Genomic DNA, 21,052 nt, shown 5'->3' on the forward strand with positions numbered 1-21,052 from the left:
CATTGTGTACGTCCGATGTGGACAGTTGGGAGTGCGGGAAGGTGATGTCGTCGGAGGCTCGTATGCCGTGGAGCTGTTCGGGTCCGGCCGTCATGGTCGCCGCGAGCCCTATGCCTCCAGGTGGCGCAGGCCACGCTTCATGAACGCGCGAGGGTTGGTGTCGAGGTACTTCGCCCAGCCCGGTCGGCGTTCGTCGCGTAGGCGGGCGTAGCAGGCGAGGCCGTAGCCGAACATCGGCTCGGTGAGGTACCCGAGCCGGCGGGTGGACCGCTGGACGTTGTCCTGCGTGAAGTCGAAGCAGGCGTTCGCGGTGAAGATGCCCATGCCGAGGTAGACGGTCAGCAGGTCGGTGAGCGGCTCGTGGTCTTCGCGGTCCCAGGTGGCAGCTCCGTCATCGAGCCGGGCGTGACACAGCTCGTGGGCGATGGTCGCGACGAGCCGCTCGGGGGTGGCGACGAGGGTCTGGTCGATACCGATGACCGCCTGACCGTCCACTCGCCGGTAGTGCCCGGCGACGGAGTCGGACCGGTAGGTCAACCCCGCCACCCGGGCCAGGTCGGATTCGGTGGAGTCGCCGTACAGCTCGACCGAGACCGTCTCCGCGTCGACCGCCAGGTACTCACACATTCGCGTGACCAGTGGCTGAATGTCGGCGGCGGTGCCGGAGAACGGACCGGGGAAGAAGTCCGGCGTCGGCAGCACGACGGCCTGGCTCAGCGGACCGTCCCCGAACTTCGTCCGGAAGAACTCCATGGACTCCTCGATCCACTTCTGTTCCCGCGGATCCACCGGACACTTCGCACTGAACAGCCCCACGGTTCCTCCCCAGCGACAACGCCGACCGCGCAGGGGAGCATAGCCCAGCTCAGGCGGTGAAACCGCCGTCCACCGGGAGGATCACGCCGCTCAGGTGGCTTGCGCCGTCGCTCAGCAGGAAGGCCGCCGTGGCGCCGACCTCGGTGCCCGTGCCCGCCTTGCGCAGCGGGGTGGCGTTGATCCGGGCCTCCACGCCGCCGGGGATGGTTCGCCGTAGCTCGTCGAGCATGGGGGACTCGGTCGGGCCGGGGGCCAGGACGTTGACGCGGATGCCCAGTGGCCCGAAGTCGTGCGCCGCGGTGCGGGTCAGGCCGATCACCGCGTGCTTCGTGGCCTGGTAGGCACCCATGCCGGAGCTGCCGCGCAGGCCGCCGATGCTGCTCACGTTCACGATCGACCCGGCGCCCAGCGGCTCCATCACCCGCACCTCCTCGCGCACGCACAGCCACGTGCCCTTCACGTTCACCGCCATGATCCGGTCGAAGTCCGCCTCCGACACCTGGTCCAGGCGTCCCGCCCCGCCCATCGCGGCGCAGTTGAACGCGCCGTCGAGCCGACCAAAACGTTCGACGGTGGCGTCGACGAACGCGGCGACGCTCGACCCGTCGGTGACGTCGCCCGTCGTGTACGCCACGTCGTGTCCGGCGGAGGTCAGGTCCTTCGTCAGTGCGGCAAGGGTTTCCTCGGTTCGTGCGACGAGCATCAGCGAGGCGCCCGCCGCGGCGAAGACGCGTGCGGCGTCGGCGCCGATGCCCGAGCTGGCGCCGACGACGAGGATGGTCTTTCCGGTGAGCATCAGGCCTTCTTTCCGCGGAGTGCCAGCATCTCGCGGGCCTCGGCTGGGGTTGCTACCGGTTTGCCGAGGTCCTCGACCATGGCCCGGATCTTCCTGACCTGCTGGGCGTTGCTCTCCGCCAGCCGGCCCTTGCCGATCCACAGGCTGTCCTCCAGACCCACTCGCACGTGACCGCCGAGCCACGCGCTGTGCGTCCCGAACCGCAGCTGGTCACGGCCGGCGGCGAACGCGGAGAACTGGTAGTCGTCGCCGAACAGCTTGTCCGCGATCCGAACCATGTGCTCCAGGTTCGCGTGGTCGGCGCCGATGCCACCGAGCACGCCGAACACGCCCTGGATCAACAGCGGCGGCTTCGCCAGACCCTTCTCGACGAAGTACGCCAGCGAGTACAGGTGCCCGATGTCGTAGCACTCGTACTCGAACCGGGTGCCGGACGCGCCCAGCGTCCGCAGCGTGTTCTCGATGGCGTCGAACGTGTTGACGAACGGGTGCGAGTACGTGTTGAGCACGTACGGCTTCTCCCATTCGTGCTTCCACTCGGTCACCTTCTCGGCGATTCCCGAGTAGACGAAGTTCATGGAGCCCATGTTCAGCGACGCGAGCTCGGGCCGCAGCCGGACGGCCGCCGCGAGCCGCTCGTCCATGGTCATCGACGACGCGCCGCCGGTCGTGATGTTGATGACGGCGTCGGTCTCCGCGGTGATGCGCCCGACGATCTTCTCGAAGACGTCCGGGTCGGGCGTCGGCCGGCCGTCTGGCTCCCGGGCGTGCAGGTGGACGATCGCCGAGCCCGCCTCGATCGCCTCGAGTGCGGCGTCGGCCACCTCGTCGGCGGACAGCGGCAGGTACGGGCTCTGTGACGGGATGTTGACCGAGCCCGTGACCGCCGTCGTGATGATGACTCTTTCGGCTGCTCGCATCAGCTCTCCTTTCCTGGTGCCCGATGGACTCCTAGTGCCCGATAGACGTCGAGCTTCGCGTCGTCGAGCGGGCCGACCAGGCTGACGGCCACCTGGGTGGCACCGGCGTCGTACTGTGCCCGCAGCGCCTCGACCACCTGGTCCGGCGTGCCGACGGCGACGAGCGAGTCGATCAGCCGGTCGGACCCGGGCGGCGCCAGGTCGTCCTCGGTGAACCCGAGCCGCGACAGCTTCGCGATCTGGTGCGGCAGCGTCAGGTAGTAGGCGAGCCGCTCTCGCGCGACCTCGCGGGCACTGGCCCGGTCGTGGCTCACCACCGCCCACTGGACGACGGACAGGAACAGGTCCGGCCCGACCAGCGAGCGGGCCCAGCGGGTGTGCTCCGCCGTGACGAGGAACGTGATCAGCCCGTCGGCACGCTCGGCGGCCAGCCGGGTGATCCCGGCCGAGTACGCGCCGAGCACCCGCGGCACCCGCAGGTCGCCACGGCGCTCGACGGTCTCGTCGACCCCGTCGAGGTAGTCGCGCATGAACGGCAGCGGGCCGACGCCGCGCTCGCGGACCGCGCCGCTCACCCCGAGGCCCAGCACGTAGCGCCCCGGGTAGCCGGCGGCGAGGTCGAACGCCGCGGACCCCGCCGACTTCGGCACGCGTTCGAGCGCGCGGGCGACGCCGTTGCCGACGATCATCCGCTCGGTCGAGGCGAGGACGAGGGCGGCGGTCGTGAACGCCTCGCGGCCGGCGACCTCCGGGATCCAGACCATGCGGTGCCCTGCCTCCTCGAGCACCCGCACGAAGCGCACCACCCCGTCGTGGTCGAGTCTGTCCAGCTCACCGATCGACAGTGCGGTGCGAGGCAGCGACAGCGTCATCCGGTTGCTTCCCGGAACGCCGTGACCAGCCCACGCGCGGCGTCGGCCAGCATCGACGTGTCGTTGCTCAGCAGCACGAAGTCGCACCCGTCTTGAACGGCCCGCGCGGCCCGCGCAGGCACGCCCCCGAACGCGAGCCCGCAGCGCTTCCCGGCGGCGTGCGCGGCCTCGACCGCCGAGGCGACCAACTCCGTCACCTCGGGCGAGGCCGGCGTCGAGCCCATGGACATCGACAGGTCCGCCGCGCCGACGAACACCGCGTCGACCGACGGGAGCGCGAGCATCTCCGGCGCGGCCTTGATCGCCTCGACGCTCTCCAGCTGCGGGATGCACAGCACGTCGTCGTTGCCGGTCGCCAGGTACTCGGCGTTGGGGCGAAGCCCCCACGCGCCGGCCCGGCTGGTGCCGCCGGCACCCCGGACGCCGGCGGGTGGGAACCGGCAGGCCTGCCCGACCGCGTCGGCCTGCTCGACCGTGTCGACATGCGGCACGAGGATGCCCATGGCACCCGCGTCGAGGACCTTCTGGATCGTCGACGGCGTCTTGTCCGGCACCCGCACCAGCGGCGTCATGCCCAACGCGGCGGCCGAGTTGATGAGCCGGTAGGCGGTCTGCAGGTCGAGCGGCGCGTGCTCCAGGTCGATCACCACGAAGTCGAACCCGGCGTATGCCATGATCTCGACCGGCTCACCGGACGCGATCTTCAGCCAGGTGCCCACCGGTGTGGTCTCCCGCGCGAACAGCCCGGCTCCCGTGCGGCCCCGGGACACCGGCTCGCTCACGGCATCGGGTAGTCGTCGGCGTTGAGCACCCAGCCGGGTTTCTCCGAGAAGTCCACGCGTGGCGGGCTGAAGATGTCGATCAGCTGGTTCATCTCCGGGTCGCTCGCCGCGGACGTGTGCACGGTGGGCGGCGGGATGATCGCGACGGACGGGCTGCCCACCCGCACGTGCTCGTCCTCGCGCCACCGCGTGCTGTCGGTCAGCCACGGCGTGCGGATGTGGTGCACGTACTCTCCCTGCACGGCGAGGGAAAGCTGCTCGAAGTCGTCGTGGGTGTGTGGCGAGAGCTTGCGTAGGTCGCGGGGGCCCCGCTGCTCGGGCAGGAAGTTGACCATGAACGAGCGGGTGCGGAAGATGCGCCCGAACCGCCCCGGCTCGGCCGGCACCGCGGACAGCGGGTAGAACCGGACCCCCTTGCCCCCGACGGGTTCCGGCCACCTGCGGAGCAACGCCACGCGCGGGTGGTCCTCCGCGTAGGCGGCGGCGTTCGCCGGCCGGTCGCGCCAGGTCGGGTCGGTGGCCTCGATGAGCCGGACCAGCGGGCCGTCGCCGTGCACGCTGATCCGCGACGCGCCGGGTGGGACGACGACGAGCCCCGGTTCGTCGACCTTCGTCGCGCCGTCCTCGGTGAGCACCGTGAACGCGGGGGAGGCGCCGGTGACCACGATGGCCAGCTCGCCCTCCACGGTCCCGTTGTCGAGGTCGTCCCCGTCCTTCGCGTCGGTGTGCACGAGGATGACGTTCTGCGCACGCACGACCGGGTGCTCGCGCAGGTCGAAGTACTGTGCGGCCGCGATAGCGTCGCCGCTGTCCGGCCGGGTCGCGGTCGCCGTCGCGAGCGACGAGCGCGGGTCGTCCTTTCCGTAAGCCATGGTCTTCTCCTCAGGAGTCGAGGTTGAGTAGATAGGTCGGGTTGTCACGGACCATGCGCCGCAGGTCCTTCTCCGCCAGGCCGAGGTCGAGCAGGATCTCCCCGACCCGCAGCCAGGCGTCGACGGGTTTCGGGTTGGCGGCCTGGCCGAAGTCGGACGCCAGCACGATGTGCTCAGGACCGAGGCGCTCGATCCAGCCCATCAGCTGGCGGGGGTCCCATGCCTGCGTTCCCTCCGGGTCGTACATGCCGATCTCGTGCTCGACGTACGCGCCGAGGTCGATCAGCTCGCGGCACAGCTCCGGCTCGGCGCCGATGACGAAGTCGGGGTGGCTGACGACCATACGCGTGATCCCGCGTTCCTTCGCGGCCTCGAACAGCGTGCGGATGTAGTGGGGGTACATGTGGCCGCCGTTGACCACGGCCTCCTGTTCCTTGATCTCGTCGAGGATCTCGGCCGCCGCCGGTTTGAGCTGCCCGGCCTCGTCGACGATGTCGATGCGCTCCAGGGTCAGTGGCACGGTGGTGGTGGGGAACGCCCCGTCCTCGGGGTGGCACTCGAGGTGCCGGCCGGAGGAGATCGTCGGGAACCACACGACCTTGCCGCCCATCCGCAGGCACATGCGCACGGCGTGCACGTTGAGCCCGCCGACCGTGCTGTTCAGCGCGATGCCGCCGTAGGCCGTGGCGGCGACGTCGGCCAGGCGTCCCTTCATCGCCAGGATGTCCATCTGGGTGTTGTGGTGATGGGACTTCGCGACCATGGCCCGCATGCCGATCCGGGCGCCGTCCTGGGCGGCCTCGACGTGGTCGAGGCGCCGGGGGAACGGGCTGGGACCGGAGTGGACGTGCATGTCGACCAGGCCGTCCAGTACGGAGGTTATGGCAGGACGCTGACTCACAAAACCACCTCGTTCACGATGTGAAGCCTAAGTTCACTATAAGAGCATGAGTCAACCCTTTCCAGGCTCTTGTGCTCTCCAGTTGCCAAGATTACGGTTCATGTCGTTCACTTCGTGAACACGCTGTTCGAAACAACCCGGGAGGACGACGATGTCCACACCGCCCCCCGTCGCGGAACCACAGTCGGACGCCCCCGCTCCTCCGGCCACCCCGCACGATCCGGACCTCGTCAAGGTGCGCGCCGCGGTGCGCGGCGGGGCCCTCGCCTACTTCGTCGACCAGTTCGACATCTACCTGCCGATCGTCGTGCTGGCCCCGGCGATGTCCTACTTCCAGGCGGCGAACCTGAGCGCGAGCACGACGGCCCTGCTGGCCTCGCTGGTGTTCGCCTCGACGCTCGTCGGCCGCCCGCTCGGCGCGATCATCTTCGGCCACTTCGCCGACACCGTCGGGCGCAAGCGCACCACGCTGGTGGCCGTCAGCGGCTTCGGCGTCGTCACGCTGGCGATCGCGTGCATGCCCGGCCACGAGACGATCGGGTTGTGGTCGGTCGGCCTGCTGATCGCACTGCGGTTCATCGACGGGATCTTCCTGGGCGGCGAGTACACGACCGCCGTGCCGCTGGCGATGGAGTGGAGCCCGAAACACAAGCGCGGCCTCTACGCCTCCCTGATCACGTCGACGTCGCCGTTGGCCTACGTGATGATCGCCGCGATCACGCTGGTGCTGCTCGAGGTGCTGCCGGCGGCGGACGTGCACAGCGCGTACGTGCAGTGGGGCTGGCGGATCCCCTTCGTGATCGGCGCGCTGCTGGCGGCCGTGCTGTTCCGGTACTACCAGAAGCAGGTGCACGAGCCGCCGGCCGCCGTGACCGGGGAGCGGCACAAGGTGCCGTTCGTGCGGCTGGTGGCGAAGTACCCGAGGGCGCTGGGGCAGGTGTTCGTGCTGATGACCGGCACGTGGCTCGCCACCAACATGGAGGCGGCGGTGACGCCGGCCCAGCTGAAGGCGCATCTGGAGCTGTCGAGCAAGCAGGTCACGCTGACCATGCTGGTGATCAACGGCGCGGCGGCGCTGTCGTACCCGCTGTTCGGACTGCTGTCCCAGCGAATAGGACGGCGGCGGTTCTACATCGGGTACGGACTGTGTGTCCTGGTGATCGGCGCCGGGTCGTACTCGCTGTTGATGTCGTCCGACGGCGGCATGGGCGCCGTGCTGGGCTGGGCCGTGCTGATCGGGGTGTTCACGGTGGGCACGTTCGGTCCGATCGCGGCGTACCTGACCGAGCGGTTCCCGGCGAGCATCCGGTCGACGGGGTACGGCGTCGGGTACAGCCTGGCGCTGATCGCACCGGCGTTCTACCAGTTCTACCTGCAGCGGCTGGACAACGTCATGCCGGCGCACCTCGCGCCGGGCGTGCTGCTGGTGCTGGCGGGCGCGCTGATCAGCCTGGGCGGCTTCCTGGGCCCGGAGACGAAGGACATCGACATGTCCGACGAGAGCACGATCCCGCCTCTCCGGATTTCTTGAGTGTTGGTCGCGTTCCGGCGCAGGTGCGGTGTGGACGTGGATCGTGGCCGGGTGCCGTCACGTTCCCCTGAGGTATCCGTTGGTCGGGCGCGGACTTCCCGTCAAAGCTCCACAGAGCAGCGCTAGTCGGTGTCGTCGGGGCCGTAGTGGCCGCCCAGCTCGTTGGTGAGCGCGCGGGCGGTGTCGACGACGACGCGTAGCTCGGGTGCGTCGTCGGACATCGAGAGGGTGTTGTCCGGGCCGACGATGGCGAGGGTGGCGCAGATGCCGTACTCGTCGAAGACGGGGGCGGCGACCGCGACGACGCCGGGGGTGCTCATCGCCGAGCAGTGGCCGACCGCGCGGACGTGGTCGACCTCGGTGCGCAGCTCGTGGCGGGTCTGGGCGGGCAGGTTCGCCATCAGCCGCTCCACGGCCAGCTGGTCGGCGTGGTAGGCGAGGAAGATCTTGCTCTGCGCCGTGTCCATCGGCAGGTGGCTGCCGACCCGCACGGACACGAGCACGATGGTGGACGTGTCCTCCTCGACCCGGGAGACCACCGGACCGGTGAGGCCCCACAGGCTGAGCACCACGCTGGTCTGCGTGGCACGTGAGAGCGCCCGCATGTGCCGCGGCGCGAGGTTGACGACCCGCCGGTGCCCGATGGCGAACGCGCCGAGCTGGAGCAGCAGGCCGCCCGGCACGTAACCGCCCTCGGCGTTGCGCTCCAGCAGCCCGGCCGCGACGAGCGACGTGCAGTACCGGTACGCGGTGGTGCGGTTGAGGTCGAGCCGCTCGGCGACCATGTTCGCCGTCACCAGCGGGGTCGACGGGTCGAACAGCGACAGAATCTGGCTGACCCTGCTCACGGCCTGGATGTCGGCCTGATCGCCACGCTCCGCGTCCGGCGAGCGGGTCGATTTGGTCACGAGAGCCCTCCGCCGACGGGTTGCACGCTGTTCACTTCGTGAACACGCATGTCAGGCTACCCGAACCAGAGATCGGGCCAGCCGCGAGCCAGGTGGGTGAAGGCGGTGGCCAGTGCGGCGGGCGGGTCGGGTTCGGTGCCGGCCAGGTCGGGGATTTCCAGGACGTAGCGGGCAAGCAGCCGCAGGGACAGCTCGTCAGCCGCCTGGCCGGTCTCCGCCGCGATGGCCGCGGTGAGGGTGGTTTCGCAGTTGGTCCACAGTGTTCTGGCGTAGGCGCGCAGGGCCGGGGTGGCGACCACGAGCTCGGTCAGGCGCCGGTACCGCGGCTCCGGCGCGGGGTTGAACGGACCGCGCGTCGCCAGGAAGTCGTGCAGCGACTGGAGAATCGACACCCCGTCCGCGCGTTGCCGGACCGCCGCGACCAGTGCCTGCTCGCGCTCCTGGCTGTCACCGAGGACCAGGGCCTCCTTCCCGCCGGGAAAGTGCGCGAACAGCGTCGACACCGCCGTGTCCGCGGCCTCGGCGATCTCCGCGACGGTCACCCGGTCGAACCCGCGCGCCAGGAACAACCGCCGCGCCGCGTCCGCCAGCGCCTGCCGGGTGGCGGCCTTCTTGCGCTCGCGCCGGCCGGTGGGTGTCATGCCGGGCACCATACTCGAAGTCATTGCGAAATCGGAACGACTCCGATTATTCTGTGGCGATGACCTGGAACGTGCGGCGGCTGCCGCGTGCCGACGGCAGGACCTTCCTGGTCACCGGCGGCAACACGGGAATCGGCTACTTCGTCGTCGAGCAGCTGGCCAGCACCGGGGCGACCGTCGTCCTCGCCAGCCGCGACGCCACCAGGGCCGCCGCCGCGATGGCCGCCGTGCGCGCGAGGGTCCCCGGCGCGCGGGTGCGCCACCTGCGCATGGACCTCGCCGACCTCGCGTCCCTCGAGTCCACTGTGGACGAGCTGGACCGCCTCGACGCGGTCGTGTGCAACGCCGGCGTCTACCTCGACGAGCCGGCGCGCCGCGAGACGGCGGACGGCAACGAGCTGATGTTCGCCACCAACCATCTCGGCCACTTCGTGCTGGTCCGGTGGCTGGCGCCCCTGCTCGAGGACGGGGGCCGGGTGGTCACGACGGGCAGCTTCGTCGCCAGGTCCGCGCGGCTGGACCTGGAAGATCTCCAGAGCACCGCGGACTACGAACCCGACCGCGCCTATGCCCGGTCCAAGCTGGCGCAGATGCTGTTCGCCGTCGAGCTCGACCGTCGCCTGCGCGCGGCAGGCGGCACGGTGGTGAGCGTGGTCAACCATCCCGGCGGCGCGCTCGACTCGCTCACCCCGTCGCGCCCGCCGGTCCACGTCCGGACCACCGGCCAGCGGCTGCGCGGCCTGCCCGCGGGCCTTGTCCTACAAGGCAAGCAGGCCGGCGCGTGGCCCGCCGTCCGGGCGGTCCTCGACCCGTCGCTGCGTGGCGGCGAGCTGTGCGGTCCCCGCGTGTTCGGCATGCGCGGCGCCCCCAGGGTCGAACCCGTGCGCGGCCAACTCGCCGACACCGGGCTCGCCGCCGGCCTGTGGACCGCCACCGCCGAGCTCACCGGCGTGGAGCCGCGGTTCACGGCGCGGCGGCGGTGACGGGTCAGCGGGCCAGGCGGCCCAGCAGGGACGACGCGGCGACCACCCCGGCCGCGGCCGCCACGACGAGGACGGCGAAGTCCACGACGAGGTTCGCCGGCGTGCCGAGCAGCAGCCCACGCAGCGCGTTCACCTGGTAGGTCAGCGGGTTCACCGTGCTGATGGCACGAACCCACACCGGCATCACGTCGACCGGGTACAGCGCGTTGGACGCGAAGAACAACGGCATGGTGACGGCCTGCCCGATGCCCATCAGCCGGTCCCGGGTGAGCACGATCCCCGCGATCGTCATCGACAGGCACGCGAAGAACGCCGAGCCGAGGACGACGGCGACCAGGACTCCCAGCAGCCGCAACGGGCTCCACGTCATGCCGACACCGAGCAGCGCCGCGAGCACGACGACGACCACGGCCTGGACGACCGCCTTGACACCGGCCGCGAACGCCTTGCCGGTGATCAGTGCCGCCCGCGGCGTCGGCGTGACGAGCAGCTTGGTGAGCACGCCCGCGTCGCGTTCCCAGATGATGTGGATGCCGTAGAAGATCGCGATGAACATCGCGGACTGGGCGATGATCCCCGGTGCCAGGTAGTCGAGGTACGGGATCCCGCCGGTCGGGATCACCCGGATCCTGGTGAAGGTCTCGCCGAAGATCAGCAGCCACAGGGCCGGCTGGATCGCCCGCGTGTACAGCTCGGTGCGGTCGTGCCGCAGCTTCTGCAGCTCCACCACGCACATCGCGCCGACCCGCGCCGCGACCACCCGCCAGCCGGCGCGGGCGCGGGGCGGCGTGAGCAGCAGGCGCGAGGTCTCAGCCGAGCCGGGAAGCGGTGCGGCGGGTGCGGCGGACATCGCTGAACCTCTCCTTCCGGTCCTCGTGCGCGTCGTCGAGATCGCGGCCCGCGAAGTGGCGGAAGACGTCCTCGAGGCCGGGACTGCCGCCCTGGACGGCCGCCAGGTCGTCCTTGAGCCGGCGGGGCGTGCCCATGCCGCGAAGGCGGCCGCGGTGCATGAGCGCGACGCGGTCGCAGTACTGGTCGGCCTCGTCCAGGTGGTGGGTCGTGACCAGGACGGTCATGCCGGTGGCGGCCCGTACCGCGCCGATGTGCTCCCACACCTCCGTGCGGGCGATGGGGTCCAGCCCGATGGTCGGCTCGTCGAGCACCAGCAGCCGCGGCGCGTTGACCAGCGCCTGCGCCAGCTCCAGTCGCCGGACCATGCCGCCGGAGTAGGTCCTGGCGAGCCGGTCGGCGGCCTCGGTCAGGCCGACGGCCGCCAGCGCCGCCGCCACGCGCGGGCCGCGTTCCCGGCGAGGCACGTCGAAGACCCGGGCGAACAGCCCCACGTTCTCGCGCCCGGTGAGCCCGGCGTCGGCGGAAAGCGCTTGCGGCACATAGCCGAGCAGCCGCCGGACCGCCATCTTCTCCTTCGCCGCGTCGTGCCCGAACACCCGCACCATGCCCGACGCCACGGGCAGCAGCGTGGTGATCGCGCGGATGGTCGTCGTCTTGCCGGCGCCGTTGGGGCCCAGCAACCCGAAGACCTCGCCGGCCGCCACGGACAGGTCGACGCCGTCGACCGCCCGGTGCGCGCCGAACGCGTAGACCAGTCCGGCACAGCGGACGGCCTCGTCGGTCGTCATGCGTCCAGCTCCTCCCGCAGGCCCCGCGCGAGCCCGCGCAGGGCGGGCACCGCCGCGGCGAGCGCCGCACGGTCCACTTCGGACAGTCGGCCCACCTGCTCGCGCATGAGGGCCGCGCGCCGCTCCTGCCAGTCCCGCAGCCGCCGCTCGGCGGCCGGGGTCAGGTGCAGCACCGCTGCCCGCCGGTCGTCCGCCGCGGTCTCGCGCCGCAGCAGGCCGGCGTCGACGAGCTGGTTGACGAGCGTCGACACCGTGTTGCCGGCCAGTCCCATCCGCTCGGCGGCCTGGGAGACGCGGGCCCCCGGGTGCTTGTCGACGAGGCGAAGCAGCTCGACCTGTGCACCGCGGATCGGCGGCCCGGTGACGCCGGCCCGCAGCCGTCGCCGCATCAGGCGGTGAACTCCGGCGAGGAGCTCGGCGAAGTCGTCGGGTAGGTCGTGCATGCCTCCCAGATTAGCTCTGCATCAGAGCTAACTGCGCGGTGACGTCCGGCACAGCGATGCGTGCGGTGACGTCAGCCGTCGCGGCGGATGGTGCGTGGCTGGGGCGCCCACTCCATCGGCAGGCTCGCGAGCCGCGGGTCGACGGCGGTGACGAGGCACTCCTGCATGTGGTTGATCCAGATGTCGGTCATGTCGACGGTGCGTGCGTCGCGTGCCGTGGTCAGGAACCGGGCCAGGCCGAGCGTGACCAGCCAGTCGTCCACCTCCGCGTGCGCGATCACGTGCTCGGTGCCGCCGCCGCACCGGGCATGGACGAGCCGGGGCGCGTTGCTGTCCGTCAGCACGGCCGCATGCCGGTCCCGGAACGCCCGTGCCGCCGCGCTGTTGCGGTAGGCGTCCGGGAAGAGCCTGCGCAGCATCTTGTCCGGCGCCGTCGCCCGGCGACCCTGCCACTCCACCTCACCCGTCTCCAGGAAGCGAACCAGCCGCCCGGCCAGCTGGGTGAGGATGAGCGCCACGTTGTCCGACATCCGCACCGCGATGCCGTCCGCCACGAGCACCGCGTCGAAGTAGTCCTCGGTCACCCCGAACCGCTCGTCCATCAACCCCGCCGAGCCGTCGCGTGCAGACCCCGCCGCTGGAACGCGACGACCAGCCGCTCGGCCTCCTCCTGCGCCGGAAACACCGCCACGTCGGCCGAACCGCGGTGATGCACGTCGTTCGCGAACCGCACGGCGTGCTCCAGCGTCATGCCACACAGCGTCTGCAGCAGGTACACCACGACAGCGTACGAGTTCACGTGATCGTCGAGGATCACCACGCGCCACGTCGTGTTCACCGGGCACAGTATGCCGTCGGTGTCGGCCGGGGAGTCGCGCGGCCGGGATCTCGCGATCAGGGCCCTTCGGCAAGTTGGACGGGTGTCGACCGCTGTGTCCGGCGTCTGATCGCGGCCAGGAACGTCGCGACCACAAGGAGTGCGGCGAGCGGGCTGATCAGGAGCGGCTCACCGGGTGGCGGCGCCGGTGGTTGTGCCACCGTGGCCACGTTCGCCGCGGGCGGGCCGGTGCCGACGCCGTTCTGGGTGTGCAGGACGTTCGCCGCGGGCGGACCGCTGCCGCAGCCGTTCTGGGTGTGCCAGCTCAACACCAGCGCGTACTCGACGGCTGTTGGCATGCTCGTGCCTCCTCTGGCGAGCCGAGCCTGGGAGAACCCGGTGCCAGTCTCGTGCTCGCCGCCCGGCGACGACACCACCAGGTGGCCGACCGCGGGTACCGACCAACGCGCGCCGGTGTCATGGGACCGGCCGCGTCCGTCGGGCCCATGCCACAATGAGCGCATTCCGAAGGGCGGCGAAAAAACCGAGGGGACCTTCGTGGAGCCACCGGATCCCGGACAGGCCGGCACCCTGGACGACCTCGTCCACCGGTTGCGGCTGTTGAAGGTCTGGGCCGGCGACCCGTCGTACGCGTCGATCAAGGACAGGGTCAACGCGGAGTGGGCGGCGGCCGGGCGGCCGGCCGCGGAGCTGGCACGCAAGACGACGGTCGTGGACTGCTTCCGCACGGGCCGGCGACGGCTGAACACCGACCTGGTTCTCGCGGTGGTGCACGCGTTGCACCCCGAGGTGGGGTATGTGTCGCAGTGGCGGCAGGCACTGCGGGTCGTCGGCGGGGAAACCCGGGCCGCGGCACAGGTTCGGGTGCAGCACAGCCTGCCGCGGGACCTGGCCCGGTTCACCGGGCGGGCCGACGAGCTGGACCAGCTCCGCCAGTTCCTCGGTACCGGCAGGCGTCATGGCGGCGCGGTGGTGATCTCCGCGATCGAGGGCATGGCCGGAGTCGGCAAGACCCAGCTCGCCATCCACGCCGGGCACCTGCTCACCAGAGAGCTTCCTTTCGACCACGTGCTTTTCGTCAACCTGCGCGGGTTCCACCCCGACCCCGCCCAGCCGCCGGCCGATCCGGCCGCCGTCCTGGACGGCTTCCTGCGCCTGCTCGGGGTTCCCGGTCACCAGATCCCGCACGACCTCCCCGCCCGCACCAGCTCCTATCGCGACCGCGTCGCCGGCACGACCACGCTGGTGGTGCTGGACAACGCCGCCACCGAGGACCAGGTCCGCCCGCTGCTGCCCGACAGCCCGGGCTGCCTCACCCTGATCACCAGCCGCCGCAGCCTCACCGGCCTGGCCGCCACGACCCGCCTCGCGGTGGACGTGTTCAGCGCCGAGGAGGCCCGGCGCTTCCTCGGCCAGGCCATGCCCGACATTCCCGTCGGCGCCGACCCCACCGCCCACACCCGCATCGCGGCCCGCTGCGGCCACCTGCCGCTGGCGCTCGAACTGATCGCCGGCCACATCCGCGCCACCCCCGGCTGGACACTGACCGACCACGCCGACCGGCTCGACGAACGCCACCGCACCCGGCGCCTGGACTCCGGCGTCGAGCTGGCCCTGGACCTGTCCTACCAGCACCTGTCCGCCGACCGGCGACGGCTGCTGCGCCTGCTGGCCCTGCACCCCGGCCAGGAAGTCGACCTCCATGCCGCCGCCGCCCTCGCCGGCACCGACCTGCTCGCCACCGGCACGCACCTGCGCCACCTCTGTGCCGACCACCTGCTCCAGCAGCCCACCCCCGGCCGGTACACCTTCCACGACCTCGTCCGCGCCTACGCCACCAACCGGGCCGACGACGAGGCCCCACCAGCCGAGCGCCGGACCGCCCTCACCCGGCTGTTCGACTACTACCTCGCCACCGCCGCCGCCGCGATGGACGCGCTGCACCCCGCCGAAGTGCACCTGCGGCCGCGGGTTCCCCCGGTCGTCACGCCGACTCCGGCCCTCACGGAAGCCGACGTCGCCCGCACCTGGCTGGACACCGAACGCGCCAACCTCGTGGCGGCGGCCGTGCACACCGCCGCCCATGGCTGGTCCGCCCACACCATCAGGCTGTCCACCGTCCTGTTCCGCTATCTCGACGGCGGACACTTCGCCGACGCACTGGCCATCCACGGCCACGCACACCGGGCCGCCGAGCAGGCCGGCGACCCCACCGGACAGGCCCACGCGTCGCTCGGCCTCGGCGCGGCGCACATGCAGATGGGCAACTACACGGCGACCGCGCACCACCTGGAGCTGGCCCTGACCCTGTTCCGGCGGACCGGCGACCACGGCGGTCAGGCCCGCGTGCTCAACAACCTCGGCAGGGTCGAGCAGCGGCTCAGCAGGTACGAGCTCGCGATCGACCGCTACCAGCAGGCCCAGGCCCTGCACCGGCAGACCGGCGACCTGGCCGGCCAGGCCCGCGCGCTGTACAACCGAGGCAACGTCGAGGTGCTGTTGGGCCGCTTCCAGCCGGCGGCCGATCTCGAGCAGCAGGCGCTGGCACTGTTCCAGCGGGCGGGTGACCGGACCGGTGAGGCGAGCGCGCTGAACACCCTCGGCGAGGCCGAGGTGCGGTTGGGGCGCATCGACTCCGCCGCCGACCACCTCCAGCAGGCCCTGGCGCTGTGCCGGGAGCTCGGCCACCGCGACGGCGAGGCCTGGACGCTGGAGGTACTCGGCGCCCTCCATGCCAGGGCCGGTCAACGCGCCCTGGCCACCGAGTACCACCAGCAGGCTCTGGCCATCTTCCGCGACGTGGGCGGACGGGTCGGTGAGTGCTGGGTGCTCAACGACCTCGGCGACGCCGCCCGCGCCGACGGCCGCGCCGGCGACGCCGTCACCCACCACACCGCCGCCCACACCATCGCCACCGACACCGGCGACCGTGACCAGCAGGCCCGTGCCCAGTTCGGCCTCGGCCGCGCCCACCACCTCCTCGGCGACGCCGCCCAGGCCCGCGAGCACTACCGGCACGCCCTCACCCTGTACACCGACCTCGGCATGCCGGAGGCCGACGAGCTCGGCGCCCTCCTCACGACCGTCGACGGCGGCCGCGGGGAGAGCCGGTCACCCGATCACCTGAAGTAGCTCGACGCCCGGGGGCAGTCGGACAGCCAGCCGCCGGTGTCCTGGAAGAGCTGCGTGTCGCCCGTCTGACTCGCGACGCGGTGAATGTTGGTGACGTCCTGGAACATCACGTGGCCGGTGACCGTGCCGACCTGACCGTCGTGGTCGATGCCCATCTGGGTCTGGTAGGTCACCACGGCGCGTTTGGTCGCGGGGCCGAAATCGCTGTCCTCCCCGCTCGAACCGATGCTGATCCCGGCGTAGGTGTGTACGACGTGCTGGACACACCACACGGGCTTTCCGTGGTCCCCCTGGTTGATGTCCGCCGACGCGGCCGCTGTCGAGAGCACCAGCATTCCCGCGGCGATCACCCCGACGGTCGCTCCCCGTCCGACCCTTCTCCACTGCATGTCCGCCCCCTTCTCGTTGCCTGACAGGACCTTGCCCGCACTACGTTGCGCCGAGCGGACACGGTGTGGGCCGTTCCCGACCGAATCCGAACGCGCGCGGGTCACGTCACGCGTTTCGCGGGGGATCATGCGGCGGCCGTCGCGACGGTGCCTGCTCCGCCACGGTGTACGACCGCGGCGGCACCTGAGAGGTGCCGGCTACGGCGTTCGGGCGGGTTCGACGCGGCACCTGTCGACGGTGCGGTCGATCGGCATGGTGCCGCGCGGTCCGGTGGCCGCGCGGCGGTCAGTCGTGCCGGCGCAGTTCGGCGTTGAGCCGTTGCGCCTCGTTGAGCTGGTCTTCGAGGGTGACGATGCGGCAGGCGGCATCCAGGGCGGTGCCCTGGTCGACCAGCTCCCGTACCCGGGCGGCCAGCCGGAGCTGGTAACGGGAGTAGCGGCGGTGTCCGCCCGCGGAGCGCTGCGGCTCGATGAGTTTCGCCTCGTCCAGGCTGCGCAGGAATCCCGGCGTGGCGCCGAGCATCTCCGCGGCTCGGCCCATGGTGTAGGCGGGGTAGTGCTCGTCGTCGAACTTGTCGCCCGCGCCAGGCACGGACGTCTCACGTGGGTCAGGGATCATCGCACCTCCACATCACGAGGGGCCTCGGCGCGCACAGCGCCGAGGCCCCTGGGGTTTGGGTTTCATCATTGTCCACCGGCCGTAAGGCCGGTTTACCGTACCCGCGGCCGCCCAACAGGCAGCCATCGCGGGGATCGCTTGTTCGTAACCGAGAACCACCTACCAATCCGATGGGACTGCGGTACCCGCCCGGTGAACGACAGCCATGGCGGGCGATCAAATGATGTGACCCTTCCCTTCTCTCTCGGGTGTCTTCTTCTCTCGGTACAGCTCCTTCGTCAAACCTCATGGGCGCACCAGCTCCACCCACGCATCGAGACCGGTACTGCCTGAACTCCTGGTCTCGGTCCTGCTCGGTCGCCGGGGCGTCGCTCGAAACCGCCCCACCATCCACGACCGCCTTGCCTCACCTCGCGGGTAGTTACGTCATCTCCCGCGCCTGCTTGACATTGTCTCTCTCGGTTCGAGGAGAAGACTACACGCGACCATCGACGAATGTCTACCCCAGTCACCATAGATTTTCTCCGGTGTGACGACGAGAGGCATCGTCACGATGAGTGATGAACCCGCATACGTGTGGTGATCGTCCGAAGTGCTGGCGGCACGCGATGGTCCCCGCCTCCGGTGTTCGGTGCGACCAAGGGCTGACCGGTTGGGTAAGCGCGAGGACCTACCGCGTCGCGGTTCCGTCCGCTCGGATTCCGGTGTGCGGTGGTGAAAGTTTCGAAATCGACGCCGCTGACCCGTGTTAATTCGAAAGTTTCGCTCGTCCGAAGTGGTCTGACATCGATTGTGACCTGGTTCTGGTCGCGCTCACAAGATGAGCCTCACCGAAGGTGTCGGATGGGCGGAACTTGCCGGAGTGGGCGGCATTTGCGCAGGTAGGGTCTGTGGCAAGTCGCTCGTCGATGCCCGATGGATTTGGCGACGCCGAAGTTAGCGTTCACATTCGCTCGTCGCGGAGTATTGACTTTCCATTGTTGCCCTGGCTACGTTCGATTGGTAGAAGTTGCTCGACTCACACACTTTGGTGCAAGTGCGTGACGGCACGCTCGAGAACGCGTGACTGCGTGATGTGTGCCGTCGCGTAGTTGACCCCTGCGCACAATGACGTCGGAGGGAATACGCGATGGATCAGACATTTCCGAGAATCCGGTTAGCGGCGGTGGTCTTTCTCGCCGTCGGGCTGCTGACCGCGGGGTTGGTGTCGGTGTTCGCCGGCACGGCACACGCGGCGGCCTCGACGCTGGGCGCCGCCGCGGCGCAGACGAACCGCTACTTCGGTGCGGCGGTCGCGGCGGGCAAGCTCGGTGACAGCACGTACTCCACGATCCTGAGGCGGGAGTTCAACAGCATCACGCCCGAGAACGAGATGAAGTGGGACGCGACCGAGCCGTCCCGGGGCTCGTTCAGCTACGGCAACGCGGACCGGATCGTGAGCCAGGCGCGTAGCCAGGGGGCGTCGGTGCGTGGGCACACCCTCGCTTGGCACTCGCAGCAGCCCGGTTGGGCGCAGGGCCTGTCCGGCAGCGATCTGCGGTCGGCGATGACCAACCACATCACTCAGGTGGCGACGCACTTCCGGGGCCAGATCTACGCGTGGGACGTGGTGAACGAGGCGTTCGCCGACGGCAACGGCGGCGGCCGGCGGGACTCCAACCTCCAGCGCACCGGCAACGACTGGATCGAGGTCGCGTTCCGCACCGCCCGTGCGGCCGACCCGAACGCCAAGCTCTGCTACAACGACTACAACACCGACGGCGTCAACGCGAAGAGCACCGGCGTCTACAACATGGTCGCCGACTTCAAGAACCGCGGCGTGCCGATCGACTGCGTCGGCTTCCAGTCGCACCTGACGAACTCGGCGCCGGGCGACTACCAGGCGAACCTGCAGCGCTTCGCCAACCTCGGCGTCGACGTGCAGATCACCGAGCTGGACATCTCCGGTTCGAACCAGGCCGCCGTGTACGGCAGCGTCACCCAGGCATGCATGGCCGTGTCGCGGTGCACCGGGATGACCGTGTGGGGAATCCGGGACAGCGACTCGTGGCGGACCGGGCAGAACCCGCTGCTGTTCGACAACAGCGGCAACAAGAAGTCGGCCTACACGTCGGTGCTCAACGCGCTCAACGCCGGCAGCCCCGGCGGTGGCGACCCCGGTGGCGGCGACCCGGGTACCGGTGGCCAACTGCGTGCGGTCGGCGCGAACAGGTGTCTGGACGTGCCCAATGCCAGCACCACCAACGGCACGCAGGTGCAGTTGTGGGACTGCCACAGCGCCAGCAACCAGCAGTGGCTCTACACGTCGGGCAAGCAGCTGACGGTGTACGGCAACAAGTGTCTCGGCGCGAGCGGCCGGGGCACGACCAACGGCACCGCGGTGGTGATCTGGGACTGTGACGGCGACGCGAACCAGCAGTGGAACGTCAACGCCAACGGCACGATCACCGGTGTCCAGTCCGGACTGTGTCTCGACGCCATCGGCGCCGGCACCGCCAACGGCACCAAGATCCAGCTGTACGCCTGCACCGCGGCCACGAACCAGCAGTGGAGCCAGAGTTAGCTGACACACACACCTTCGGGACGGGACCTGGCCTCAGGTTCCGTCCCGAAGCGTCGTCCGCGGTGACACCGCCGGGTCAGGAGTCGACGACCTCCGCCGTGCCGTTGACCGAGCGCACGTCGTAACGGTGCACGACACCGTCGACCAACGGTTCGCCGCCGATGGTGGTGCGGGCGGTGGCGAGAATGCCGACCCCGGTGAACCGCTTGGGTTTGCCGTCCACCAGGTTGACGTGCGGTACCAGCAGGACGAGGCGGACGGTGCGGCTGTCCGGAGCCTGCTCGACCACCGCGGTCACCTCGAAGCCGTTCTCCGTGTCCGCCAGGCTCGGACCGGTGACCTGCTGCCCGTCCACCGTGATGTCGATGGCGGGTCCGCCGGTGAAGCTGGTCGTGTCGACGGTGCCCTTGATCCCGCCGCCGGCCAGCGTGAAATGGTTCGCACTCTGATTGGCCATGGTGTGTCCTTTCCCCCCATAACTTTGTTTTCCACCATTCTCCAGGTTGGTCGCTCCGGGTCGACTACCCATTAGGGGGATTCTCGTCATCACCCGATCGTGACCATTCCCGCGCGAGCCGGCACGAAAGGGATATTCGGATATCCTCGCCTGCCGAGGCGTGTACCTTCCGGGAATCCGGGCCATTCCCGCCCGACGGGTGGCGGCGGCGAAGCCGGGTGACCGGCCATGTCCCGCCGGACATTCCCGAGGCCGGGTCGGCCGCGGTCGCGGCCGACTTCCCGTCCAGTGCCCAGCCTTTCGCGTACGCCGCGGCGAACTCCTCCTTGCCCAGTGCGGCCTGCCCCCAGCGGTCGCCCGCCTGCCGGAAGCGGTCCAGGGACGCCTCCACCTGGGCACGCGCGAGTCCCGCGTTCAACCATACCGAGTCCCGCGTTGAGACATACCGAGTTGCGGTTTCGTGCACACCGCCCGGCGGACGACTCGGCGGCCGGCGTTCCGCCGAGGTCGACCACGGTGTCGACCACGGTGTCGACCACGGTGTCGACCACGGTCGACCACGGCCGGCCGGGTCAGTCGTCCTCGCCGTCCGGTCCGTTCGGCTCGTGGTCCGGCGGCTTCTCCGCGAGGTCCAGGTACTCGTCCACGAGGGTGGTGTCGGGCTGGCCCGCGCGCAGCTTCTTCGACCGCTCGAGCAGGGACACCGCGCTGTCCAGCCGGTCGGCCACCGCCGGGTCGACCACGGCCGCCGCGCCCAGGTGCTGCAGGCAGCGGGCCTGCCCCTGCTCCTCACCGATGGCCGCGAACAGCTGGCTGGCCTCCTGCCAGAGCGACACCGCCCGGTCCAGGTCCTCGCCGGACTCCGCGATGCCCCGCAGCTCCACCGCCTGCGCGTGGCAGCCCGTGTCGCCGCGGGTGCGGGCCATGCCCTCGGCCTTGGCCAGGCACT

Annotated in this window: 23 protein-coding genes; 4 read left to right on the top strand and 19 right to left on the bottom strand. The window is 70.4% G+C overall.

Annotation, left to right across the window (positions count from 1 at the left end; all coding sequences use genetic code 11):
- Positions 1-108: 108 nt before the first annotated feature.
- From VET29_RS35265 to VET29_RS35295, 7 genes are read right to left on the bottom strand one after another with little or no spacing between them, the layout of a single operon-like run.
- Positions 109-816 carry a hypothetical protein gene (locus VET29_RS35265; RefSeq protein WP_324928980.1) on the bottom strand — a complete coding sequence of 236 codons (708 nt, stop codon included), beginning with the start codon at positions 814-816 and terminating at the stop codon, positions 109-111.
- A gap of 49 nt (positions 817-865) precedes the next feature.
- A complete protein-coding gene (locus tag VET29_RS35270) occupies positions 866-1,612 on the bottom strand; it encodes an SDR family NAD(P)-dependent oxidoreductase (RefSeq protein WP_324928982.1) in 747 nt (248 codons plus the stop codon).
- Positions 1,612-2,532 (bottom strand): 3-keto-5-aminohexanoate cleavage protein, encoded by a 921-nt coding sequence (locus VET29_RS35275; protein WP_324928984.1) that lies wholly within the window; start codon positions 2,530-2,532, stop codon positions 1,612-1,614. Before VET29_RS35275 ends, VET29_RS35270 begins: the two co-directional genes overlap by 1 nt.
- Complete coding sequence (locus VET29_RS35280) at positions 2,532-3,404, bottom strand: LLM class flavin-dependent oxidoreductase (protein WP_324928986.1); 873 nt, start codon at positions 3,402-3,404, stop codon at positions 2,532-2,534. Before VET29_RS35280 ends, VET29_RS35275 begins: the two co-directional genes overlap by 1 nt.
- A complete protein-coding gene (locus tag VET29_RS35285) occupies positions 3,401-4,186 on the bottom strand; it encodes an HpcH/HpaI aldolase family protein (protein WP_324928988.1) in 786 nt (261 codons plus the stop codon). The genes VET29_RS35280 and VET29_RS35285 overlap by 4 nt, the downstream gene beginning before the upstream one ends.
- On the bottom strand, positions 4,183-5,058 hold the full coding sequence (locus VET29_RS35290; RefSeq protein WP_324928990.1) for a hypothetical protein: 876 nt from the start codon (positions 5,056-5,058) through the stop codon (positions 4,183-4,185). Before VET29_RS35290 ends, VET29_RS35285 begins: the two co-directional genes overlap by 4 nt.
- A 10-nt stretch (positions 5,059-5,068) precedes the next feature.
- Positions 5,069-5,959: a DUF6282 family protein gene (locus VET29_RS35295; protein WP_324928992.1), complete on the bottom strand. Its 891-nt coding sequence runs from the start codon at positions 5,957-5,959 to the stop codon at positions 5,069-5,071.
- 151 nt (positions 5,960-6,110) lie between these two features.
- Here VET29_RS35295 and VET29_RS35300 point away from each other — a divergent pair, with 151 nt between their 5' ends.
- Positions 6,111-7,490, top strand: coding sequence for an MFS transporter (locus VET29_RS35300; RefSeq protein WP_324928994.1), 1,380 nt, complete (start codon positions 6,111-6,113; stop codon positions 7,488-7,490).
- A gap of 122 nt (positions 7,491-7,612) precedes the next feature.
- On the opposite strand, the gene VET29_RS35305 is transcribed toward VET29_RS35300, so the two are convergent.
- Positions 7,613-8,398: an IclR family transcriptional regulator gene (locus VET29_RS35305; protein WP_324928996.1), complete on the bottom strand. Its 786-nt coding sequence runs from the start codon at positions 8,396-8,398 to the stop codon at positions 7,613-7,615.
- Between the two features lie 56 nt (positions 8,399-8,454).
- A complete protein-coding gene (locus tag VET29_RS35310; RefSeq protein ID WP_324928998.1) occupies positions 8,455-9,039 on the bottom strand; it encodes a TetR/AcrR family transcriptional regulator in 585 nt (194 codons plus the stop codon).
- 59 nt (positions 9,040-9,098) lie between these two features.
- Here VET29_RS35310 and VET29_RS35315 point away from each other — a divergent pair, with 59 nt between their 5' ends.
- A complete protein-coding gene (locus VET29_RS35315) occupies positions 9,099-10,022 on the top strand; it encodes an SDR family NAD(P)-dependent oxidoreductase (protein WP_324929000.1) in 924 nt (307 codons plus the stop codon).
- A gap of 4 nt (positions 10,023-10,026) precedes the next feature.
- Here VET29_RS35315 and VET29_RS35320 read toward each other — a convergent pair whose 3' ends face one another.
- The 6 genes from VET29_RS35320 to VET29_RS35345 all read right to left on the bottom strand — a co-directional run bounded on the left by VET29_RS35320 (position 10,027) and on the right by VET29_RS35345 (position 13,281).
- On the bottom strand, positions 10,027-10,872 hold the full coding sequence (locus VET29_RS35320) for an ABC transporter permease (RefSeq protein ID WP_324929002.1): 846 nt from the start codon (positions 10,870-10,872) through the stop codon (positions 10,027-10,029).
- Entirely contained in the window at positions 10,832-11,662 is an 831-nt protein-coding gene (locus VET29_RS35325) for an ABC transporter ATP-binding protein (protein ID WP_324929004.1), read from the bottom strand. Before VET29_RS35325 ends, VET29_RS35320 begins: the two co-directional genes overlap by 41 nt.
- Positions 11,659-12,105: a MarR family winged helix-turn-helix transcriptional regulator gene (locus VET29_RS35330; RefSeq protein ID WP_324929006.1), complete on the bottom strand. Its 447-nt coding sequence runs from the start codon at positions 12,103-12,105 to the stop codon at positions 11,659-11,661. Before VET29_RS35330 ends, VET29_RS35325 begins: the two co-directional genes overlap by 4 nt.
- Before the next feature lie 71 nt (positions 12,106-12,176).
- Positions 12,177-12,707, bottom strand: coding sequence for a DUF2017 family protein (locus VET29_RS35335; RefSeq protein WP_324929008.1), 531 nt, complete (start codon positions 12,705-12,707; stop codon positions 12,177-12,179).
- On the bottom strand, positions 12,707-12,943 hold the full coding sequence (locus VET29_RS35340) for an ATP-dependent Clp protease adaptor ClpS (RefSeq protein WP_324929010.1): 237 nt from the start codon (positions 12,941-12,943) through the stop codon (positions 12,707-12,709). Before VET29_RS35340 ends, VET29_RS35335 begins: the two co-directional genes overlap by 1 nt.
- A 56-nt stretch (positions 12,944-12,999) precedes the next feature.
- The gene (locus VET29_RS35345) at positions 13,000-13,281 is read right to left on the bottom strand and encodes a hypothetical protein (RefSeq protein ID WP_324929012.1); all 282 of its coding nucleotides are present in this window, start codon (positions 13,279-13,281) and stop codon (positions 13,000-13,002) included.
- Positions 13,282-13,480: 199 nt separating this feature from the next.
- Here VET29_RS35345 and VET29_RS35350 point away from each other — a divergent pair, with 199 nt between their 5' ends.
- Positions 13,481-16,075 carry a tetratricopeptide repeat protein gene (locus VET29_RS35350; RefSeq protein WP_324929014.1) on the top strand — a complete coding sequence of 865 codons (2,595 nt, stop codon included), beginning with the start codon at positions 13,481-13,483 and terminating at the stop codon, positions 16,073-16,075.
- Here VET29_RS35350 and VET29_RS35355 read toward each other — a convergent pair.
- Both VET29_RS35355 and VET29_RS35360 read right to left on the bottom strand, forming a co-directional pair.
- Complete coding sequence (locus tag VET29_RS35355; protein ID WP_324929016.1) at positions 16,063-16,464, bottom strand: peptidoglycan-binding domain-containing protein; 402 nt, start codon at positions 16,462-16,464, stop codon at positions 16,063-16,065. The two genes, VET29_RS35350 and VET29_RS35355, sit on opposite strands and share 13 nt — an antisense overlap.
- Positions 16,465-16,750: 286 nt before the next feature.
- Positions 16,751-17,083, bottom strand: coding sequence for a MerR family transcriptional regulator (locus tag VET29_RS35360; RefSeq protein ID WP_324929018.1), 333 nt, complete (start codon positions 17,081-17,083; stop codon positions 16,751-16,753).
- A gap of 1,129 nt (positions 17,084-18,212) precedes the next feature.
- Between VET29_RS35360 and VET29_RS35365 the strand changes: the two genes are divergently transcribed.
- Positions 18,213-19,646, top strand: a complete 1,434-nt coding sequence (locus VET29_RS35365; RefSeq protein ID WP_324929020.1) for an endo-1,4-beta-xylanase — start codon at positions 18,213-18,215, stop codon at positions 19,644-19,646.
- Between the two features lie 76 nt (positions 19,647-19,722).
- Here the strand turns inward: VET29_RS35365 and VET29_RS35370 are convergent, their stop codons facing one another.
- Entirely contained in the window at positions 19,723-20,103 is a 381-nt protein-coding gene (locus VET29_RS35370; RefSeq protein WP_324929022.1) for a hypothetical protein, read from the bottom strand.
- A gap of 572 nt (positions 20,104-20,675) precedes the next feature.
- Positions 20,676-21,052, bottom strand: a 377-nt coding sequence (locus VET29_RS35375) for a hypothetical protein (protein WP_324929024.1), incomplete at its 5' end; no start/stop codon positions are given.

Origin of the sequence: Actinophytocola sp., assembly GCF_035634895.1 — a bacterium.
Taxonomy (GTDB): Bacteria; Actinomycetota; Actinomycetes; order Mycobacteriales; family Pseudonocardiaceae; genus Actinophytocola.

Bases quoted from the DNA above. Each gene is read 5' to 3' on its own strand.
- VET29_RS35355 (WP_324929016.1), bottom strand. From the start codon at position 16,464: ATGCAGTGGAGAAGGGTCGGACGGGGAGCGACCGTCGGGGTGATCGCC.
- VET29_RS35335 (WP_324929008.1), bottom strand. From the start codon at position 12,707: ATGGACGAGCGGTTCGGGGTGACCGAGGACTACTTCGACGCGGTGCTC.
- VET29_RS35345 (WP_324929012.1), bottom strand. From the start codon at position 13,281: ATGCCAACAGCCGTCGAGTACGCGCTGGTGTTGAGCTGGCACACCCAG.
- VET29_RS35330 (WP_324929006.1), bottom strand. From the start codon at position 12,105: ATGCACGACCTACCCGACGACTTCGCCGAGCTCCTCGCCGGAGTTCAC.
- VET29_RS35315 (WP_324929000.1), top strand. From the start codon at position 9,099: ATGACCTGGAACGTGCGGCGGCTGCCGCGTGCCGACGGCAGGACCTTC.
- VET29_RS35370 (WP_324929022.1), bottom strand. From the start codon at position 20,103: ATGGCCAATCAGAGTGCGAACCATTTCACGCTGGCCGGCGGCGGGATC.
- VET29_RS35365 (WP_324929020.1), top strand. From the start codon at position 18,213: ATGGATCAGACATTTCCGAGAATCCGGTTAGCGGCGGTGGTCTTTCTC.
- VET29_RS35275 (WP_324928984.1), bottom strand. From the start codon at position 2,532: ATGCGAGCAGCCGAAAGAGTCATCATCACGACGGCGGTCACGGGCTCG.
- VET29_RS35290 (WP_324928990.1), bottom strand. From the start codon at position 5,058: ATGGCTTACGGAAAGGACGACCCGCGCTCGTCGCTCGCGACGGCGACC.
- VET29_RS35310 (WP_324928998.1), bottom strand. From the start codon at position 9,039: ATGACACCCACCGGCCGGCGCGAGCGCAAGAAGGCCGCCACCCGGCAG.
- VET29_RS35270 (WP_324928982.1), bottom strand. From the start codon at position 1,612: ATGCTCACCGGAAAGACCATCCTCGTCGTCGGCGCCAGCTCGGGCATC.
- VET29_RS35360 (WP_324929018.1), bottom strand. From the start codon at position 17,083: ATGATCCCTGACCCACGTGAGACGTCCGTGCCTGGCGCGGGCGACAAG.
- VET29_RS35325 (WP_324929004.1), bottom strand. From the start codon at position 11,662: ATGACGACCGACGAGGCCGTCCGCTGTGCCGGACTGGTCTACGCGTTC.
- VET29_RS35320 (WP_324929002.1), bottom strand. From the start codon at position 10,872: ATGTCCGCCGCACCCGCCGCACCGCTTCCCGGCTCGGCTGAGACCTCG.
- VET29_RS35280 (WP_324928986.1), bottom strand. From the start codon at position 3,404: ATGACGCTGTCGCTGCCTCGCACCGCACTGTCGATCGGTGAGCTGGAC.
- VET29_RS35300 (WP_324928994.1), top strand. From the start codon at position 6,111: ATGTCCACACCGCCCCCCGTCGCGGAACCACAGTCGGACGCCCCCGCT.